The sequence below is a fragment of the Avibacterium sp. 20-129 genome (assembly GCF_026226845.1).
Taxonomy (GTDB): Bacteria; Pseudomonadota; Gammaproteobacteria; order Enterobacterales; family Pasteurellaceae; genus Avibacterium.
Genome location: NZ_JAKKOE010000001.1, coordinates 1,237,107 through 1,257,174, shown reverse-complemented (window position 1 = coordinate 1,257,174; position 20,068 = coordinate 1,237,107). Strand labels below are relative to the sequence as shown.

Here is a 20,068-nt window from a genome sequence, read left to right as displayed (position 1 = left end):
GCCTTGTTGAATGGCTTAATTTCAATAAAGTTGGATCTTTTCTTTGCTTTTGCATTTTTTTTAGATTAAAATTGCGACCCTTATTAATTTAAATAAGCCGTTTGATCGAAACGGTAATACATTTTGCAAAATATTTTAATCCATATTGAGGTGATGGCTTATGCCTGTAATTAAAGTTCGTGAAAATGAATCATTTGACGTAGCATTACGTCGTTTCAAACGCTCTTGCGAAAAGGCAGGAATCTTAGCGGAAGTTCGTAGCCGTGAATTTTACGAAAAACCAACAACAATTCGTAAACGTGAAAACGCAACTCGTGCTAAACGCCACGCAAAACGCGTTGCTCGTGAGAATGCACGTAATGTACGTTTATACTAATTAAAAATTTTTTAATTAAACTCGAGTTAAGCAGGCCGTGAAACCTTTTGGAATCACGGTTTTGTTGTTTTTAGCTCTGTCATTTCTTATTATCTTAGGTATGTCTTTCTAAATCTACATTGATTGAAATGAGAGGAAATTATTGTGGCAGGCCATATTCCACGTTCATTTATTGATGATCTTCTTGCCAGAACAGATATTGTCGAATTAATTAATTCACGGGTTAAGCTGAAAAAAGCAGGGCGTGAATTTCAGGCTTGTTGTCCTTTTCATCACGAGAAAACGCCTTCCTTTACCGTAAGCCCTAAAAAGCAGTTTTACCATTGTTTTGGCTGCCACGCACACGGTAATGCGATTAATTTTTTAATGGAATATGATAAGCTCGAATTCATTGAGGCAGTAGAAGAGCTTGCCAATCATTTAGGGCTGGAAATTCCTTATGAAAACTCACCGCACTTGGATAACAAAGGCAAACCCCAAGCGAGTTATCGCACTAAGAAAGATCTTTACCAGCTAATGCAAGAAATTGCAGTATTTTATCATCAGCAACTTGCGCATCATATTCCCGCGCAATCTTATGTGCAAAAACGTGGTTTATCTGCTGAGGTGATTGAACGTTTTCAAATCGGTTTTTCACCGAATCAGTTTAATGCGGTGCTTAAACAGTTTGGGGGCAATCAAGATGCTCGCCAAAAATTGTTTGATGTGGGAATGTTATCGCGCAACGAAAAGCAAGATGTTTATGATCGTTTTCGTAATCGCATTATGTTTCCTATCCGTGATCGTCGCGGGCGAACCATCGCGTTTGGTGGACGCGTGTTAGGGGATGAAAAACCAAAATATTTGAACTCCCCAGAAAGTATGACTTACCACAAAGGCAACGAGCTTTATGGCTTGTTTGAAGCATTGCAAGTTAATGATAGCCCTGAAATGTTGCTGGTGGTAGAAGGTTATATGGATGTGGTGGCGCTTGCTCAATTTGGAGTAGATTATGCCGTTGCGTCTTTAGGCACAGCGACAACGCCTGAGCAAATTCAGCTCGCATTTCGTTCTAGCGAACAGATTATTTGTTGTTACGATGCTGACCGTGCCGGGCGTGATGCAGCGTGGCGAGCGTTAGAAAATGCGTTGCCTTTTTTAGAAGATGGACGGCAAATTAAGTTTATTTTCTTACCCGATGGCGAAGATCCTGATACCTTCATTCGTCAATATGGTAAAGAAGGGTTTGAGGATTATATTCGTCAAGCACAGCCTCTGAGTGATTTTCTATTTGCCACACTGAGTTCACAGGTGGATTTTTCAAGTAAAGAAGGCAAGGGAAAACTGGCTGCGCTTGCGGTACCATTGATTAACCGAATTCCCGGGGAATTGCTACGTTTATCTCTGCGTCAGCTTTTGGCGCAAAAATTGGGGATCTTTAATGAAACGCAGATTGAGCATTTAATCCCCGCACAAAAAGAAAATACCTCATCAACGCCGAAGCAAAATGTGGTAAAACGCACACCAATGCGTGTGCTGATTGCTTTGCTATTACAAAATCCAGAGTTGATCCACATTGTGCCAGAGAATTTAAGTGCCTTGTCGGTACTCAATGAGGCAGGGCTAGATTTGTTTGAAAAAATCACCGCACTTTGTCGTGAACGGGTGGGGATGACGACAGCACAAATTTTAGAACATTACCGTGATACTGAGCATTTTCGCCCCCTTGAAATTCTGGCTGTGTGGGATCATTTAGTCGATGAGGATAAAATCGAAGACACATTTCGTGAAACCTTGCGTTCTTTTTATTTGCAACTAATGGAGAAAAATATCGAAATGCTTATCGCGAAAGCACGCACAGAAGGCTTAAATGAACAAGAACGGCACACACTTGCACAATTATTATTGAAAAAACAGCAAAATAAATAGTTAATCCAACATAACGGTGATAAAATCAAAAGCATTTTATCTCCCATAATTACACATCGAGGCGGATATATAATATGGATATGGAACAAAATCCACAATCTCAATTGAAACTGTTAATCGCACAAGGGAAAGAGCAGGGTTATCTTACTTATGCTGAAGTAAACGACCATTTGCCAGAAGAGCTTGTAGATGCAGATCAAATTGAAGACATCATTCAAATGATTAACGATATGGGTATTCAAGTGCTAGAAACTGCACCAGATGCCGATGATTTGATGTTAAATGAAAATATCACTGATGAAGATGCGGTAGAAGAAGCCACCCAAGTATTATCTAGCGTGGAAGCGGAATTAGGGCGAACCACTGATCCCGTACGTATGTATATGCGCGAAATGGGGAGCGTGGAGCTTTTAACCCGCGAAGGCGAAATTGACATCGCGAAACGTATTGAAGAAGGGATCAATGAAGTACAAACTGCCGTAGCTGCTTATCCCGAAGCCTTGAGCGATCTTTTACATCAATACGCTTTGGTGGAAGAGGGGGGAATGCGTTTAGCTGATCTCATCACAGGTTTTGTTGATCCAAATGCCGTCGTGGAAGAAGCTGTATCAGATGAACACGAAATGCTTTCTGACGAAGAAGATGAGGAAAGCGTTTCAACAGAATCAATTGAAGATGATGAAAACGAAGAGGAAGAAAGTGATGAAAGTAATTCTTCCGATGACAGTGATTCTGATAACAGTATTGACCCAGAAGTGGCGCGTGAAAAATTTGCAGAATTACAGGCTCAGCACAAAAAAACCTTAGAAACGATTGCAAAACACGGTCGCCATAAAAAACAAGCAAGAGATCAAATTCAAATTTTGGCAGAGATCTTTACGCAATTCCGTTTAGTGCCAAAACAATTTGATACGTTAGTGTTATCTATGCGTAATATGATGAAACGCGTGCGTCAGCAGGAACGTCATATTCAAAAAATGGCGGTGGATAACGCGAAAATGCCAAAAGGCACATTTCAAAAAGAATTTATTGGACACGAAACCCAAGATGCGTGGCTAGAAAAAGCCCTTAACGCTGGGAAAAATTGGTCTGAAAAATTAGCGCAGTATGAAGAACCTATCCGTCAGGCAATTGCCCAGTTAGGACAGATTGAACAAGATACAGGCTTAACGATCAGCCAAATTCGTGATATTTGCGATGCGGTTTCTCAAGGTGAATTAAAAGCACGCCGAGCGAAAAAAGAAATGGTTGAGGCCAACTTACGTTTGGTCATTTCTATTGCGAAAAAATACACCAACCGTGGTTTACAATTCTTGGATCTGATTCAAGAGGGAAATATAGGTTTGATGAAAGCGGTGGATAAATTTGAGTATCGCCGTGGCTATAAATTCTCAACTTATGCAACTTGGTGGATTCGTCAGGCAATTACACGTTCAATCGCAGATCAAGCAAGAACCATTCGTATCCCAGTTCATATGATCGAAACAATCAATAAATTGAACCGTATTTCGCGTCAAATGTTGCAAGAAATGGGGCGTGAGGCTTCACCAGAAGAATTGGCAGAAAGAATGGGAATGCCAGAAGATAAAATTCGCAAAGTGCTAAAAATCGCCAAAGAACCGATCTCAATGGAAACCCCAATTGGTGATGACGATGATTCACACTTAGGTGATTTTATTGAAGACAGCACCTTAGAATTGCCACTTGATTCCGCAACGGCACAAAGCCTTAAAGCCGCTACGCACGAAGTGTTAGAAGGTTTAACACCGAGAGAAGCGAAAGTGCTAAGAATGCGTTTTGGTATTGATATGAACACGGATCACACCTTAGAGGAAGTGGGAAAACAATTTGATGTAACCCGTGAACGTATCCGTCAAATTGAGGCGAAAGCGTTACGCAAACTACGTCATCCAAGCCGTTCAGAAACTTTGCGTAGTTTCTTGGATGAGTAAGGAGAATTTATCTTTAGTAAAGCCTGATGTATTATCAGGCTTTTTTGTTCAAATTTAAACCGCATAATTGGTGAATGATAGACTTTACTAGGAGATTTCATTATAATCAGCAAACTCTCACCGCCCCCATAGCTCAGTCGGTTAGAGCAGTCGACTCATAATCGATTGGTCACAGGTTCAAGTCCTGTTGGGGGCACCACTTCAATCATTCAGCATCGTTCACTCTGCTTCAAATTACTTCATAATTCTTTATATTGATTTCTCAGATTTGCCAATAAATTATTTATCATACACTTTACACTCAGACGAAAAAATCTAAGTGCGGTCAAATTTTTGGAAATTTTCTAATAACTTACCGCACTTAAAAATTAAGTAATAAAAAACCTCTATCTTCAATATAGAGGTTTTCTCATCATTTTCTCTTGCGCATTGGTTAAGCTTTTGGCTTATTTAATTCAACGTCTTTTGGTTTTTCGACATCACTGAATTTTTTATCTTTATTTGCTTGAATCAAGGTTTCCGTTTGTTTTGCCAAATCAGGAAGGTTCATTTTTTCATAGGCTTCCTTCATTAATGGCAATGCCTCAAGGGTGGCTTGGGTGTCAGGGTATTGTTGTAACATTCCGACTACGCGGTTAGCAACGGCAACATAGGCATTGCGTTTCATATAGAATTTAGCAATGGCAAGTTCGTGGCGAGCTAAGGCAGCTTTAATATAAGCCATTCTTGCTAAGGCATCTTGTGCATAAGTGCTATTCGGGAAATGATCCACAAGGGTTTGGAAGTTTGCAAATGCCGCTTTCATTGCGGTATTTTCACGGGTAGCACGATCAACCCCAAAGAAATCTTGGAAGAAGTTTTCGCCTGAAGCAAAATTGGTTAGCCCTGCCATATAGATCACATAATCTACATTTGGGCTATTTGGATATTGCTGTAAAAAACGTTCTGCTGCGACCAAGGTTTTGGTGTAATCTTGCGATTTATAATAAGCATAAATTAAATCTAACTGTGTTTGCTCACTGTAATTTGCCGCAGGGAAACGGTTTTTGACTGCTTCTAAATAGCGTACCGCTTGGGAATAGTCCCCGTCTTGCAAATAGGTTTGCCCTTTCGCATAAAGTTCTTGTTCAGTGCCTTGCTCTATTTCTTTTGATGAATTAGAACAAGCACTTACGGCAAGTGCCGTTAATGCAACGAATGTAAAAGACGTTAATTTACGCATTGATGAATCCTTTTTTTACGAGCAATAATAAATAAGTTACAATAATCCGTATTTTATAGCACCTTGCTAAATAAGCAAATTATTCACGGATTTTTATTTATGGCACACATTACTTTAGAAGCAGACGTTCAGCCAAATCAAATGGGACAACGTTTAGACCAAAGTTTAGCGGAAATGTTCCCTGACTATTCTCGTTCACGGTTAAAAACTTGGATCGAAAGCGATCTGGTGAAAGTAAATGACGAAGTGGTCAATGTGCCACGCAGTAAAGTGTATGGTGGCGAACACATTTCTATTACCGTAGAAGTCGAAGATGAAACTCGCTTTGAGCCAGAAGCTATTCCGTTAAATATAGTGTATGAAGATGATGATATTTTGGTCATTAATAAACCGAAAGATTTGGTTGTACACCCCGGCGCGGGCAATTCTAACGGAACGGTTTTAAATGCGTTACTTTATCATTATCCTGCCATTGCAGAAGTACCGCGCGCGGGGATCGTTCATCGTTTAGATAAAGATACAACGGGGCTAATGGTGGTGGCGAAAACCATTCCAGCTCAAACCAAATTGGTGCGTGATCTACAAAAACGCAAAATTACCCGTGAATATGAAGCCATTGCTTATGGGGTGATGACCCAAGGGGGGACAGTCGATGAACCGATGGCGCGCCACCCGACCAAGCGTACTCATATGGCGGTTCACCCAATAGGCAAGCCTGCGGTAACGCACTATCGCATTATGGAACGTTTCCGCAATTACACACGCTTGCGTTTACGCCTTGAAACAGGACGAACACACCAAATTCGTGTGCATATGGCGCATATCGCCCACCCATTACTAGGCGATCAAACCTATGGTGGACGTCCACGTCCGCCTAAAAATGCCAGTGAAGAATTCTTAGCAACCTTGCGTGATTTTAAACGTCAAGCCTTACACGCCATAATGTTACGTTTAGCCCATCCGATTACGGGGGAAATAATGGAATGGTATGCCCCATTGCCAGAAGATTTTGTTGGCTTAGTGAATGCGTTAAAAACAGATTACCTTATTCATAAAGAAGAATTGGATTACTAAAATGGACGCACTTATCCCTAATTGGCAAACATCAGCAAATATCTACGCATTGACCACCTTACGCCAAGGCGGGGTGAGCCAGGCACCTTATGATAGTTTTAATCTCGGCGATCACGTCGGTGATGATAAAAGTGCGGTAAAAAATAACCGCACTTTATTAGTGGAACGTTTTCATTTACCACAGTTTCCACTTTTCCTAAATCAAACTCACAGCACTAGGGTGATTCGCTTACCTTACGAGGGCAATAATTTAGATGCTGATGCGGTTTACACTAATCAACCGAACCAAGTTTGCCTTGTAATGACCGCAGATTGCCTGCCTGTCTTGTTTACGAATCAACAAGGTAATGAAGTCGCGGCGGCGCACGCTGGCTGGCGGGGTTTATGTAATGGCGTGTTAGAGCAAACGGTACAACAATTCCAAGCTCAACCACAAGAAATTATCGCTTGGTTAGGGCCAGCAATAGGGCCTCAATCTTTCCAAGTGGGTGAAGAAGTGCGACAACAATTTATCGCACAAGATCCCAATGCGGCGCAAGCCTTTGTGTCTGATCCCCGCGAGCAGGGCAAATACCTTGCCGATCTTTATCAGATCGCGCGCTTACGCCTTAACAAATTAGGCATTTCGCAGATTAGTGGGGGCGAACATTGCACTTATCTTGAAAAAGACAACTTTTTCTCTTACCGCCGAGATCAACAAACAGGGCGAATGGCGTCATTAATTTGGTTTGAATAGATAAATTGGGCGTAATGCCCAATTTTTTATGATAGACGATAAGGTAATTCAACGAGATTTAATCGGGTTTCTGAACCTGAAAGGCGAAATTTCGTGCTTGCTTCAAACTGATTATTCATTACCACCTGCAACCATAAAATGCCCTCAAAATGCACTGCGCTGAGAATAACGCCCGTTTTACGCCAGCCATTTTCCAATTCCATTTCAATTTCTGAGCCAAGCTGAACGGGATCATCAGTTTGTGTGTTCAATAGGAACATTGCACGTTTGTTAATGCCACGATATTTCGCTCGTGCCACGGTTTCTTGCCCGATATAACAACCTTTTTGGAACGAAATCGCTTGCTCAATACATTGTAAATTTAACGCTTGTGGAATAAATTCATTTTGGCTTTCAGGCGATAAAATAGGGTAGCCTGCTTGCATTTCAGCCAGCTCCCATTGGGCTATTGAACCAGTAAAATCAATCTGTTGTACGTGCTTATTTAATAATATGGCTCGTTCAGATTGCCCTATTTCCACGCAAAAATCCGCAGAAATTGCACCGCACTTTGCTTTATCCAGCACACCAATAATTTGCCAATCTTGTTCACTAAATACCACTTTGGAAAAGACCGCATATTTTTTCAGATTATCCAATGCGGAAGGTAATAAGCTGTGGCGAACAATCAGGTAAAACTGTTCGGCATTTTCGCGCAACAGACGAAAAATACTGCTCATTTTGCCTTTAGGATCACAATGCGCAGTCAGCGTGGATTGTCCATTAGCCAGTCCGTTTACATCGCAAGTGAGCTGACCTTGCAGAAATTTTTCTGCTTCCAAGCCTTGTACGGAAATAACACGATATTGTAAAAGATTGATGATTGCCATAATTATTCCAAATTCTGAATTTGTTCACGCATTTGCTCAATAAGCACTTTTAATTCCACCGCTGAATTGGTGATTTCGGCGTTGATGGATTTTGAAGCGAGCGTGTTACTTTCACGATTGAGTTCTTGCATCATAAAATCGAGCTTACGTCCTACCGCCCCGCCTTTTTGTAAAATACGCTGCGTTTCTTTCACGTGTAGCTGTAAACGATCTAACTCTTCTGCCACATCAATACGTTGTGCTAACAACACCATTTCTTGTTCTAGGCGTTGCGGATCGGCTTGTAATTGTAATTCCTCAAAACGCTGCTGCAGACGCTCACGTTGCCATTGTAAAATCGCCGGCATTTTTGACCGCACTTTATCGCTTTCACTCGCGATTGCGGTTAAACGTTGTTGAATTAATTCATTTAATTTCGCCCCTTCACGTCCTCGCATCGCAATAAATTCTTCTAAGGCGAGATCAAACCCTGCGAGCAACGCTTGGCCAATGCGATCCAAATCTTGCTCTGGGGTTTCCACGACACCGGGATAGCGTAAAACATCGGTGAGATTGATTTCCCCCTCACCGGCTTGTTGCTTAATCCATTGTAACGATTCAATCACTTGCAATGCGAATGGTTGGTTTAAATTAAGGCTAGCATTGGCTTGTGGCGTGCTTTCAAAACGCAGGCTACACTCCACCTTACCGCGGGTTAAACGCTGGCGTAATTTTTCTCGCAAGGTGTTTTCTAAGCCACGAAATGGTTCTGGTAAGCGGAAGAAGGTTTCCAAATAACGCTGATTAACGGAACGAATTTCCCAAACTGCACTGCCCCAATCTTGCTTGATCTCATAACGGGCGAAAGCCGTCATACTATAAATCATAATAAATCCTTAATGTGCGCTAAAAATTGCCGTCTATTCTACCGTTAAATTTCTCATCTGTCAGTTTGCGTGTTAGAATGAGCGCCATTTTATGAATGAGTAAGGAATTTCCAATGCGTCCGAATGATCGCCCATTAAATCAACCACGTCCAATTAAAATCACCCGTCATTTCACGAAATATGCTGAAGGTTCTGTGCTGGTAGAATTTGGGGAAACCAAAGTGCTTTGCACCGCAACTGTGGAAGATTCTGTTCCTCGTTTTTTAAAAGGGCAGAATCAAGGTTGGGTTACCGCAGAATATGGTATGTTGCCGCGCTCCACGCATAGTCGTATGCAACGTGAGGCAGCAAAAGGCAAACAAGGCGGACGCACGATGGAAATTCAGCGTTTAATTGCCCGTTCTTTGCGTGCAATGGTGGATCTCAATGCGCTTGGTGAGCGTTCAATCACACTTGATTGTGATGTGATTCAAGCTGATGGCGGTACGCGTACGGCGTCGATTACAGGGGCTTGCGTTGCTTTAATTGATGCCATCAATGGTTTACTGGAAAAAGGCGTATTGAAAACCAACCCGATTAAAGGCCTTGTCGCCGCTATCTCGGTTGGGATTGTGGAAGGTGAAGCAGTGTGCGATTTGGAATATGTGGAAGACAGTAACGCAGAAACCGATATGAATGTGGTGATGACTGACGATGGGAGAATGATCGAAGTGCAAGGCACCGCAGAGGGAGAACCCTTTTCTCACCAAGAATTATTAACCCTATTAGATCTTGCTAAACAAGGCTGTGAAGTGATTTTCAACGCCCAACGCGAGGCATTACAACATTCTTAATTCATCGCCTTAATCATAAGGGAGTGCAAATGCAAGGCTATAAAATTGACTTTATCAAATTCGCGCTAAGTCGTAATGTGCTAAAATTTGGCGAGTTTACCTTGAAATCTGGGCGTATTAGCCCTTATTTCTTCAATGCAGGGTTATTTCATACAGGGGCAGATTTAGCACGGTTAGGGGAGTTTTATGCCGCTGCGATTGAAGCCAGTGGCTTAGCCTATGATGTGATTTTTGGCCCCGCTTACAAAGGCATTCCAATTGGCACAACCCTGTCTGTGGCATTGTTTAAGCAATATGGCATTGATAAGCCCGTGTGTTTTAATCGTAAAGAAGCGAAAGATCACGGCGAAGGGGGCAATTTAATTGGTAGCCCATTGCGCGGTAATGTGCTATTAGTGGACGATGTCATCACCGCTGGCACAGCAATTCGTGAGGCGATGGATCTCATTAGACAAAATCAAGCAAAATTAAGTGCGGTGGTGATTGCCTTAAACCGTAAAGAACGTGGTAAAGGCGAACTTTCTGCGATTCAGGAAGTGGAACGAGATTATCAATGCAACGTGCTGTCGATTATTGATTTTGACGATTTAATGCAATTTATTGAGCAAGAGGCAGATTATCAACAATATTTGCCCGCAATGCGTGCGTATCGTGAACAATATGGTGTGTAAATCTCGCTAAAAAAGCACCGCACTTTATTATTCAAATTGGAGAACAGAATGAGTTTTATTGGAAAGTTATTAGGTTTTTTTATTGGCTACCGTTTTGGCGGCTTTTTTGGTGGGCTTTGTGGTGCTTATTTAGGACATTTAGCCGATAAAAAATTATACGAACTGGGTAGTGTCAATTCGAGTTTTTTTAAACGCAAAGAAACCCGCCAATCCTTGTTTATGCAGACCACATTTGCCGTGCTTGGGCATTTATCTAAATCCAAAGGACGGGTTACGCAAGATGATATCGCCCTTGCGAACAATCTAATGAATCAAATGAATTTAGATGATAAAGGGCGTAAGTTAGCGCAAGACGCCTTTAATCGGGGTAAAGATCCTAATTTCCCATTACGCCAAGTCATTCGTGAATTTTGCACCGCTTGTGGACAGCGTAATGATTTATTAAGAATGTTTTTACGCATTCAATTACAAGCCGCATTTGCCGATGATCACTTACACGAAAATGAAAAAGACGTTCTCCAAGTGGTGGCAGAAGAATTGGGCTTATCCAGTTTCCAATTCCAACAAATTTTAATGGCAGAAATTGCCGCGCGCCAATTTAGCCGTGGTGGATTTTATTATGAATATAACGGCTCACAACAGGGAGACTCTCAGCAAGAGGGGTATCAACAGGGCAGTTATGGCTATCAAGGACAACGCTCTGGCCCAACCTTGCAAGATGCTTATAATGTGCTTGGCGTAAGTGAAAGTGATGATCGTTCCACAGTCAAACGTGCTTACCGCCGTTTAATGAATGAAAATCATCCCGATAAATTAGTCGCCAAAGGGTTACCAGAAGAAATGCTTGAAATGGCGAAAGAGAAAACCCAACAAATTCAAGCCGCTTATGATCTGATTTGTAAGGCGAAGGGCTGGAAATAAGCCTTTCTTAATTGCTGAATTTTTTACTATTGTGCTGAAGAAACAAAGTGCGGTGAAAAATTCAGCATTTTTTTATTTTTCATCAAACTAATAGCCTAATAACGAGTAAAAATGCGAGTTTTTTTAGCACCAATGCAGGGCGTGCTTGATCCGCTTGTGCGGCAACTTCTGACTGAAATTAATGACTATGATCTCTGCGTATCAGAATTTGTGCGTGTGGTGGATCAACGTTTACCTGAAAAAACATTCTATCGCCTCTGCCCAGAATTAAAGCAAGGTGGGCGCACCTCAGCGGGGACACCTGTCCGAGTGCAATTACTCGGACAACATCCTCAATGGCTCGCAGAAAATGCCATATTGGCAACAGAATTAGGATCGCACGGCATTGATTTTAACTGTGGTTGCCCTTCTAAAACCGTTAATGGTAGCCACGGCGGAGCAGCATTGCTGAAACAACCTGAATTGATTTACCAAGCCACTAAAGCCTTACGCGAAGCATTACCGAAAGAACAAGTGGTGAGCGTTAAAGTACGCTTGGGGTGGGATAGCGATGCGCACGCCTTTGACATTGCTGATGCGGTACAACAAGGCGGTGGCACAGAAATCACCATTCACGGACGCACCAAAACCGATGGTTACCGTGCAGAAAAAATCAACTGGCAGAAAATTGCTGAAATTCGCCAGCGTTTAACCATTCCAGTGATCGCAAATGGTGAAATTTGGGACTGGCAAGATGCACAAGATTGCCTTGCTATAACAGGTTGCCAAGATGTGATGATAGGACGTGGCGCATTAACCATTCCAAATTTAAGCCGAGTGGTGAAGTTTAATCACGCTAAATTAGATTGGGAAACAGGTGTTATGCCTTTGCTACACCATTATGCTCATATTGAAAACCTACAAGATACCGGCTTTTATCATATTGCCCGCACCAAGCAATGGTTACAATATCTGAAAAAATCTTACCCGCAAGCCAGTGTGCTGTTTGAGTATATTAAAACCTGTCAAACGGCAGAAGCATTACGCGAAAGGTTAGATCAAATAAAGTAAGTCGTTTGTACTTTGCGTTACATCACCAACATCATCCCATTTATCGTCATTTCAAATAAAAAATAATACGGCGTTACCGGCTCTCTTATGTGCTACCTGTACACCACGGTTGTTGTCGTATTGTCTTATTTTCATTTTAAACGATCATATCATTAGAAGTGCATTCTAAAATTGGCGCGGTGTCTTTGTCATTGAATAAGGTTTTTATTGTGTCAATCACTTACGATATTTGGGGATATCACTATTTGGTACGCTAACGACTTCATAGTCTAACAATCCTAAAATCTGGCAAAACTTGGTTAAATGGTTTAGGAATATTTTACTTATTGTCAAGTAATTTTCCTTATATTGTAGGCAATTTTGTCTATTTTAACCCCATTATTCTGGGATACACCCTAGAAAAATTTACGTTGCGGGGTAAAAATGCTTGAAAGTCCCACCGCACTATTAAAAATAGGCAAGGCTAATAAAGCAAAAATCCTCCTAGGCAAGGAGGATTTTTATCCGTGAAGGTTAAACGCCTAAGTCACGTCTAAGCCGCATCTAAGCCCAACACTTTTCGTCCATTGATACTGGCAATGTTTACCATCGCCTCTAAATCAGGGAAACGGCAACCTGCGGCAAGTAGGCTAAGTTCCTGCCACATATCGCCCTCACATAGTGGCACCATATAATCGCAAATGTTATCTGTACCAATGGCAACGGTGATGTTTTCTGGGATCATCTCATCAACGGGGGTGAGGGCATTGTGGAAGGGCATTAAATCTTCTTTACGATTACTGTCAATCCACGCCATTGGACAGGCGATCATCATCATTTGGGCTTGGCGCATTTTCTCGTAAAGTTTGTAGCGATATTCACGTGAATGTGCGCCAATGGAAATACCGTGAATGGCAACCACGCGCCCTTCCATACCGTGTTCAATTGTTTTATCACAGAGTTGCTCTGTTTCTTTTTCTTTCGGGGTGTTAAATTGATCAACGTGGACGTGGCACATAATGCCGAGTGATTTGGCTTTATCAAGCAAAATATCCATCGCCTCAAGACCGCGTCCGTAATCCAGTTCATCGCGATAAGGCAAGCCACCAATCATATCGACCATTTCTGCACCAATATCAAACCATTTTTTTGCGGTGGGTTCGATCACGCCTTTTAGGGTTTGATTAGCGAATTTTAAAGTGATGTCGTGTTTATACACATCACGCGCTTTATGCGCGGCGATGATGGCACGATCTTCACAAATGGGATCAATATCTACAAAGGTACCAAACGCGGTTACCCCTTGCGAGATCATTAATTCAATGGCTTGGCAAAAGCGGGCGTAATAGTCATCTACGGTGGAGGTGCGTTTTACTTCGTCCACTAAATCCCATTTTTGTTGCAAATTACTGCTATGGTAAATACCGATTTTTTCTGGCGTCATTGTGAACGCGCGGTCAGCGTGAGCGTGTGAATTGACCCAGCCGCCTTTTTTGATAATTTCGTCTCGAATATAGGTTTTAAAGCTACGAACGTGATTACGCATAATTTTCTCCGTAATAATGAAAGCGAGGCGGACAATAGGCTAGAGATGAAAAAATCCCAATACAGTGGGATCGTGTTATTAAGAGAAAATTGCTTTGCGCTCAAGTGGTGAGCCTCTTGATTTGTGGTGTGTGGTGTAATGTTATGAAAAATTCGCAGATTTTTACTTAATAACATTCTATTTTGTCCAGATGAATTTGAATAATAAAAAAGGCGAAATGCCTTTACTGGGGCGATAGTATAAGCGCTTCAATAGTAAAAATATAATTGGTTTTAACTATTGGTTGCTTAATTTTTCTTCCTTTTATTTTTCAAAAAAAGCATTATCTTGATTAAATACCTCTAAGAACAAACCAAGCGGTGGCGTGCGTGAGGTGGTTTTTTGGTAAGTACGGTCGTATTCTTGGTAGTTTCCACGACGATCAAGATGATATTGTGTGCCATCAGCGGTAACAATCACATTCCAACGATAATTTCCTGCCTGTACCCAACTGCGGCGTAATGCGGGGTTAAACAAATCCATTCCCTGTGCATAATCAGAGGCAGGATTTTGCACGCCAAATAAATGTGTCATTAATGTAGGCAAAATATCTGTGTGGCTAGTGAGTTTTTTTACCTGCCCTTGTTCTAACCCTTGCCACGCAATAATCAGCGGGACGTGAATTTCTTCTGGTGCGAAATAATGACTTTGCTGCTTTTCACTTAATGGGGTGAAATGATAGCCTTCTTCAGCGGTAATTAAAATAAGGGTGTCGTGGCGATTGACTTCGCGTAATACGCCATCTAGCAAGCCATCTAATTCATTCAGTTGAAGCGCATAGGCTGTCTCATTTAACCCTTGCGGAATGGTCAGGCTCAAATAGCTGAAATAAGGTTTTTCTGTATTGTGTTTTGCATACCAATTATGCCATTGTTGCACGCTTGTTCGGTTGCTATGGACGTTGTGATCTAATTTTTGTTGATTAAACAAATTCTGGCTTAACAAACTGGCGTGAAAGCCATCGCTGGAAAATAATCCCAGTTGATAAGCAAATTTTTCTTGCTTGAGCGTGCTAATTAGCACGGATGGCGTTTTGTTGCTTAATAAGCTATCGGTATAATTCGCCGTCAATCCGTAGAACAAGCCCGTTAAGGCGGTGTTATTGTTATTGCCCGTGCTGTAATGATTGAGATATTGCGTTGCTTGCTCAGCAAAGGCGCTCAGCTGTGGCATTTTTTCAGCACTAATTGCATCATAACGTAGTCCAGATACGGTAATGATCAGAATATTGCTTGGATTAACTGGGGTAAAGCGCAATGGCGATTTAGGATAATCGATCTTTAAGGCTTCAGGTCGCCCCTCTTGTTCTAAGGTTTGACTATATTGATTTTTATCTAAGAAACCGTGCTTTTCTAAGAAAGAGCGTGCAGTCATCGGGTAAGAAAGCGGAAAATTAGATTTTTGCATCGTGATCGGACGATAGATAAACGCATCTGCCCAAGCATAAATTAAGTGGGTGGCAATAAAGGTACAAACAAAGAATACCCCCACACCTTTAAGCCATTTTTGCCGTTCAAGGCTACGCAATTTTTCCCAAGACCAGCGAGAAAACAGCATTTGAATCAATAAGATAATTGGCATCGGCACGAAGAACAGTTGCCAGTTGCGAGAAAGCTCACCATTGTCTGGGTTTACCAATAAATTCCACACGAGTGAAGAAAGGTGAAAATTAAAGCGCGCAAAAACTTCTGTATCCACTAATAATAGGGTTGCCCCAATGGTGGTGAGAATCACACTTAGCCCACGGAAAGTGCGGTTGTTTTTTACCATAAAACTGAGCGGAAAAATAATCAGCAAATACAAGGCAAACACAATAAAACTAAAATGCCCTAATAAACTGATGAAAAAATACAGTTTGCCAAAAAGCGTGTCTGGCCAATCGATCAAAAAGGCATAACGTGCGCCAATCACAATTGCCCAAAGGATATTAAAAAAAGCAAACCAATGCCCCCAAGCGATTTTTCGCGAGGTGTTTTCACGATATTGTTTGCTTGTTTTAATGCCAAACATCGTATTATTTTTGCTCTTTGATAGAACGCATTAACGCATCAGAAAAGGCCTGCGCTAGCGCGATACGTTGCTGTTGCCCCATATTATGGGTAAGTACATTGGTCACCATATTACCCAGTACAACCAAGGATAAATCTACTGGCGTTTGATGTTTTTCAAACACGGCAATCAGTTCATTTAATAAGGTATCAACGTGTTTATCTTGGAATTTTGATTGTTTCGCCATAATGAATATTGTTGTTAAATTTGAAGGCTGAGAATAATTTTGCGTATGCTAGCATATTTTCGCCGAAAGTGCGGTTATAATATCGTACAAATTTATTTTTATAAATATGGATTAAAAAATGAGTATTACGGTTAAGCAAATTGTGTTGCACCAATTGGTAAAACACCAACAAGAAGATGCCATTCAACTTGATGTGCAACTGCGTAATGAACGGTTGCCAATTAGCCCTGAAGTAGAACAAATGATGCTGCATTTGCATCAAGGTTATCAAAATAAAGCAAAAGCCTATGGTGTATTTGAAGAAGCCTCAGAATTTGCCCAAAATCTTAATCGTTTTCTTGAAAATGACTTAGATTTTCTGCCTTTTAGTCACCAATCTGCGCAAAAGCTTGCACAGGAATTAGGGAAATATAACTTTGCAGATAGTGGCACATTCGTGTTGTGCCAATACAATTTTTTAGCGACGGATTATTTGTTTATCGCCTTGCTAGACAGCCGCGCCAGTATGTTGGTGGACGAAAACCTAGAAATTCATCGTACGCAATATTTGGATCTTACTCAATTTGATATTGCCGCACGCATTAACCTGACGGATTTGCATATTGATGCCAGTTCTAATCGCTATCTCACCTTTATTAAAGGCAAAGTCGGGCGTAAAATTGCCGACTTTTTTATGGATTTCTTACAGGCAGAAGAAGGGCTAAATCCACAACTGCAAAATCAATGTTTATTACAAGCAGTGAACGATTATTGCGAGCAAGGTGAGTTAAATAATGAGCAATCCCAAGCAGTGAAAAAGCAAGTATTTGAGTATTGCAAAGGGCAAATGAGTGCGGGCGAAGAAATTGAATTGCGGGAACTTTCCGACAGTCTGCCTACTCTAAATGAACAGTCTTTTGTGGATTTTACGCAAACGCAAGATTATGGCTTGGAGGAACATATTCCCCCAGTCCGTTCTGCCTTGAAAGGCTTAACCAAGTTTTCTGGCTCAGGCAAAGGGGTAACCATTAGCTTTGACGCAGAGTTGATTAACCAACGTGTCATCTGGGATGAAATGGGTGATACGCTCACCATTAAAGGGCTGCCACCGAATTTGCGTGATCAACTACAACGTTGGCTAAAAGGCGCGAATTAATTTGGCAATAGGACGAAGTTTAGGTATTATCCCCCAATCATTAAAGAATAAAAGGTAACCAATATGCAGTTAAAAACTCTTATTACCGCGGCAATGTTAGCATTCAGCGTAACGGCCTGTTCCACCGTAAGCAAAGTGGTCTATCGTATTGATGTGCCACAAGGAAATTACCTTGAGGCGGCCACGGTAGATCAAGTCAAAGTGGGAATGAATAAGCAACAAGTACAATACTTATTAGGGACGCCAGTGTTAATCGATCCATTTAGCAATAATACTTGGTATTATGTTTTCCTTATCCAAAAGGCTTACCAAGCACCGGAACAACATACCTTTATCGTAAACTTTGATAAACAAGATGTGGTCACTCACCTTGATTTAGACAAACCGTTGCCAACAGCGGGAGAAAAAGAAATCAATAACGTGGTGATTGACGCGCCAGAAAGCCAAAACAAACACTGGTGGCAGTTCTGGAAATAAAAACTCGGCAAAATAACACCGCACTTCATTATAAGGACCAAACGCAATGGCTAAATTATTATTAGTGGACGATGATATTGAACTTGTGGAACTTCTGGCGGAATTACTTCAGCTAGAAGGCTTTGAAGTAGATACCGCAAACAATGGTAAAGAAGCCTTAGACAAATTGGATAACAGCTATCACCTTGTTTTATTGGATATAATGATGCCCGTGTTAAACGGCATTGAAACCCTAAAACAAATTAGGCAGCATTTCACTACCCCCGTAATGATGCTCACAGCACGAGGCGATGAAATTGATCGCGTTATCGGCTTAGAGTTAGGTGCAGATGATTATTTACCAAAGCCATTCAATGATCGTGAATTAGTGGCAAGAATTAAAGCCATTTTACGCCGTACTGAACTGGTAAATTCCGTGAATGAAAGCAAACCAGAAGAAAATCAACAAATTGAATTTTGTGGTCTCACGCTTTATCCCGGACGTCAGCAAGTGCTTTATGAGGATAAAAATCTCGAACTTACCGGCACAGAATTTGCTTTATTACAAACCCTTATCGCAAATCCGGGGCAAATTCTTTCTCGTGAGCATTTGAGTATGGAAATCCTAGGTAAACCGCTGACACCGTTTGATCGTGCTATTGATATGCATATGTCAAATCTAAGGAAAAAACTCCCACCACGAAATGACGATTCGCCTTGGTTTAAAACCTTGCGCGGCAAAGGCTATCTTCTTGTTGCCTCGAAATAACCTCAAGCAAAATGAAATTAACGTTTCTCAATACCTTATCAATGCGAATTTTTGCCTTATTCTGGCTTGCCTTTGCGCTTCTCCTCGCATTGATTTTTTTACTGCCTTATTTTGATGCGCGTATTTACACGGAACTTGGCAATGAAGAAGTTTCGGGTTATTACGGTGAAATCGCCACCGCCATTCGGAATAAACAACTGGCGCATATTATTTCTGGCGTGCCAGTTATCCCTATGGACAAATTTGACGACATTCATCCTGTTTTGGCAGATAAAAATGGCAATATTCTTGGCGCAAGAAAGGAAGAAATTGCCTCTATTCAGCAATTTATGTACCACACCGTAAGCACATTAAAACCGCTGAAAAAAAACTTTTATGACATTCAGATTGCCGGGCCTTTTACCGTACACCTCAATTTAGACAATGATGTGCCTTACACCCTCTATTTTGTCAGCCGTGTTAATCCGCAAAAAGAAGTTCTGTCTTATATTTTTGACCGCCCTTATATCCTCATTTTATTTATTATGTTAATTTCCACCCCGTTACTTTGGTGGCTTTCACGAAGTATTGGGCGACCGTTGAGACATTTACAGCAAGCGGCAAATGCCGTTGCTTTAGGCAATTTTAAAGTGGATAAATCCCTTGAAACGCAAGGCACTATTGAGTTACGTCAAGTCGGACAAAGTTTCAATCGAATGACGATAGCCTTAGACGATCAACTTTCTAATCAGCAAACCCTACTTTCCTCTATTTCACACGAACTAAGAACACCGCTTACCCGCTTGCAACTGGCGCTAGCCTTATTACGTCGCCGAATCAATAGCAGCGCAGAAATTGCCCGCATCGAAAAAGAAGCGGTACGCCTTGATGAAATGATTAATGATCTGCTGTTACTTTCACGTCAGCAGCTAAATAGCCATATTCTACGAGAAATTTTCCCCATCACTGAAATTTGGCACGATATTATTAAAGATAGCCGTTTTGAAGCGGAACAGAAAAAATTATCCTTCAAAGTCAAACAACTGATTCATAAACCGAGCCAATATTACCTCAATGGAAATAAAGGGTTAATTTGCAGTGCCATTGAAAATATCTTACGCAATGCGTTGAAATATACGCACGCTAAAATTGAAGCAACAATCTTTATTGAAGAGAATGCAATGGTGATTGCCATTGATGATAACGGCGCGGGTATTCCAGCCAATGAATATGAAAATATTTTCAAGCCATTTTATCGCATTGATGAAGCCAGAACCCGCGAAACCGGGGGAACAGGGCTGGGGCTTGCGATTGTCGCTAATGTTATCCGTGAACATCAAGGAAAAGTATGGGCGGAACCAAGCCACCTTGGCGGCTTGCGTGTTGTGATCAAACTGCCGTTATGGATTTCTCAATAAATGTTCTTTAGCACTTTTGTATGCCATAAATTT

The 20,068-nt window shown here is 41.4% G+C and carries 19 protein-coding genes and 1 tRNA gene; 14 read left to right on the top strand and 6 right to left on the bottom strand.

Going from position 1 to position 20,068, the window contains the following annotated elements; all coding sequences use genetic code 11:
• The first annotated feature begins 160 nt into the window (after positions 1–160).
• From rpsU to L5B90_RS05985, 4 genes are all read left to right on the top strand, one after another.
• On the top strand, positions 161–376 hold the full coding sequence (gene rpsU, locus L5B90_RS06000; RefSeq protein ID WP_017805200.1) for a 30S ribosomal protein S21: 216 nt from the start codon (positions 161–163) through the stop codon (positions 374–376).
• A gap of 144 nt (positions 377–520) precedes the next feature.
• Complete coding sequence (gene dnaG / locus L5B90_RS05995) at positions 521–2,284, top strand: DNA primase (RefSeq protein WP_250363938.1); 1,764 nt, start codon at positions 521–523, stop codon at positions 2,282–2,284.
• 80 nt (positions 2,285–2,364) lie between these two features.
• Positions 2,365–4,236 carry an RNA polymerase sigma factor RpoD gene (gene rpoD / locus L5B90_RS05990; RefSeq protein ID WP_250364526.1) on the top strand — a complete coding sequence of 624 codons (1,872 nt, stop codon included), beginning with the start codon at positions 2,365–2,367 and terminating at the stop codon, positions 4,234–4,236.
• Positions 4,237–4,358: 122 nt separating this feature from the next.
• A tRNA-Ile gene (locus tag L5B90_RS05985) sits at positions 4,359–4,435 on the top strand.
• A 234-nt stretch (positions 4,436–4,669) separates the two neighbouring features.
• On the opposite strand, the gene L5B90_RS05980 is transcribed toward L5B90_RS05985, so the two are convergent.
• The gene (locus L5B90_RS05980; protein WP_250351422.1) at positions 4,670–5,458 is read right to left on the bottom strand and encodes an outer membrane protein assembly factor BamD; all 789 of its coding nucleotides are present in this window, start codon (positions 5,456–5,458) and stop codon (positions 4,670–4,672) included.
• A gap of 99 nt (positions 5,459–5,557) precedes the next feature.
• Between L5B90_RS05980 and rluD the strand changes: the two genes are divergently transcribed.
• Both rluD and pgeF read left to right on the top strand, forming a co-directional pair.
• A complete protein-coding gene (gene rluD, locus L5B90_RS05975) occupies positions 5,558–6,532 on the top strand; it encodes a 23S rRNA pseudouridine(1911/1915/1917) synthase RluD (protein WP_265762394.1) in 975 nt (324 codons plus the stop codon).
• Between the two features lies 1 nt (position 6,533).
• The gene (gene pgeF / locus L5B90_RS05970) at positions 6,534–7,268 is read left to right on the top strand and encodes a peptidoglycan editing factor PgeF (protein WP_265762393.1); all 735 of its coding nucleotides are present in this window, start codon (positions 6,534–6,536) and stop codon (positions 7,266–7,268) included.
• Positions 7,269–7,294: 26 nt separating this feature from the next.
• Here the strand turns inward: pgeF and ygfZ are convergent, their stop codons facing one another.
• On the bottom strand, positions 7,295–8,140 hold the full coding sequence (ygfZ, locus tag L5B90_RS05965; protein ID WP_265762557.1) for a CAF17-like 4Fe-4S cluster assembly/insertion protein YgfZ: 846 nt from the start codon (positions 8,138–8,140) through the stop codon (positions 7,295–7,297).
• Positions 8,140–9,003, bottom strand: coding sequence for a YicC/YloC family endoribonuclease (locus tag L5B90_RS05960; protein ID WP_250363941.1), 864 nt, complete (start codon positions 9,001–9,003; stop codon positions 8,140–8,142). The genes ygfZ and L5B90_RS05960 overlap by 1 nt, the downstream gene beginning before the upstream one ends.
• 113 nt (positions 9,004–9,116) lie before the next feature.
• Here L5B90_RS05960 and rph point away from each other — a divergent pair, with 113 nt between their 5' ends.
• From rph to dusC, 4 genes are all read left to right on the top strand, one after another.
• The gene (gene rph / locus L5B90_RS05955; protein ID WP_250351426.1) at positions 9,117–9,836 is read left to right on the top strand and encodes a ribonuclease PH; all 720 of its coding nucleotides are present in this window, start codon (positions 9,117–9,119) and stop codon (positions 9,834–9,836) included.
• 29 nt (positions 9,837–9,865) lie between these two features.
• The gene (pyrE, locus tag L5B90_RS05950) at positions 9,866–10,507 is read left to right on the top strand and encodes an orotate phosphoribosyltransferase (protein WP_250363942.1); all 642 of its coding nucleotides are present in this window, start codon (positions 9,866–9,868) and stop codon (positions 10,505–10,507) included.
• Positions 10,508–10,555: 48 nt separating this feature from the next.
• On the top strand, positions 10,556–11,428 hold the full coding sequence (djlA, locus tag L5B90_RS05945; RefSeq protein WP_250351428.1) for a co-chaperone DjlA: 873 nt from the start codon (positions 10,556–10,558) through the stop codon (positions 11,426–11,428).
• Positions 11,429–11,539: 111 nt separating this feature from the next.
• The gene (gene dusC / locus L5B90_RS05940) at positions 11,540–12,478 is read left to right on the top strand and encodes a tRNA dihydrouridine(16) synthase DusC (protein WP_250363943.1); all 939 of its coding nucleotides are present in this window, start codon (positions 11,540–11,542) and stop codon (positions 12,476–12,478) included.
• 532 nt (positions 12,479–13,010) lie between these two features.
• Here dusC and L5B90_RS05935 read toward each other — a convergent pair.
• The 3 genes from L5B90_RS05935 to L5B90_RS05925 all read right to left on the bottom strand — a co-directional run bounded on the left by L5B90_RS05935 (position 13,011) and on the right by L5B90_RS05925 (position 16,278).
• Positions 13,011–14,003 (bottom strand): amidohydrolase family protein, encoded by a 993-nt coding sequence (locus L5B90_RS05935; RefSeq protein WP_250351095.1) that lies wholly within the window; start codon positions 14,001–14,003, stop codon positions 13,011–13,013.
• A gap of 303 nt (positions 14,004–14,306) precedes the next feature.
• Positions 14,307–16,052 carry a DUF3413 domain-containing protein gene (locus L5B90_RS05930; RefSeq protein ID WP_265762392.1) on the bottom strand — a complete coding sequence of 582 codons (1,746 nt, stop codon included), beginning with the start codon at positions 16,050–16,052 and terminating at the stop codon, positions 14,307–14,309.
• Between the two features lie 4 nt (positions 16,053–16,056).
• On the bottom strand, positions 16,057–16,278 hold the full coding sequence (locus L5B90_RS05925; protein WP_265762391.1) for a YejL family protein: 222 nt from the start codon (positions 16,276–16,278) through the stop codon (positions 16,057–16,059).
• A gap of 118 nt (positions 16,279–16,396) precedes the next feature.
• On the opposite strand from L5B90_RS05925, the gene yejK reads away from it, so the two are divergent.
• The 4 genes from yejK (at position 16,397) to cpxA (ending at position 20,035) form a co-directional block, all read left to right on the top strand.
• Positions 16,397–17,413 carry a nucleoid-associated protein YejK gene (gene yejK / locus L5B90_RS05920; protein ID WP_250363946.1) on the top strand — a complete coding sequence of 339 codons (1,017 nt, stop codon included), beginning with the start codon at positions 16,397–16,399 and terminating at the stop codon, positions 17,411–17,413.
• Positions 17,414–17,476: 63 nt separating this feature from the next.
• On the top strand, positions 17,477–17,890 hold the full coding sequence (bamE, locus tag L5B90_RS05915) for an outer membrane protein assembly factor BamE (protein ID WP_265762390.1): 414 nt from the start codon (positions 17,477–17,479) through the stop codon (positions 17,888–17,890).
• A gap of 46 nt (positions 17,891–17,936) precedes the next feature.
• Positions 17,937–18,638 carry an envelope stress response regulator transcription factor CpxR gene (gene cpxR / locus L5B90_RS05910; RefSeq protein WP_265762389.1) on the top strand — a complete coding sequence of 234 codons (702 nt, stop codon included), beginning with the start codon at positions 17,937–17,939 and terminating at the stop codon, positions 18,636–18,638.
• A gap of 11 nt (positions 18,639–18,649) precedes the next feature.
• Positions 18,650–20,035 (top strand): envelope stress sensor histidine kinase CpxA, encoded by a 1,386-nt coding sequence (gene cpxA / locus L5B90_RS05905; RefSeq protein ID WP_250363949.1) that lies wholly within the window; start codon positions 18,650–18,652, stop codon positions 20,033–20,035.
• The last annotated feature ends 33 nt before the right edge of the window (positions 20,036–20,068 follow it).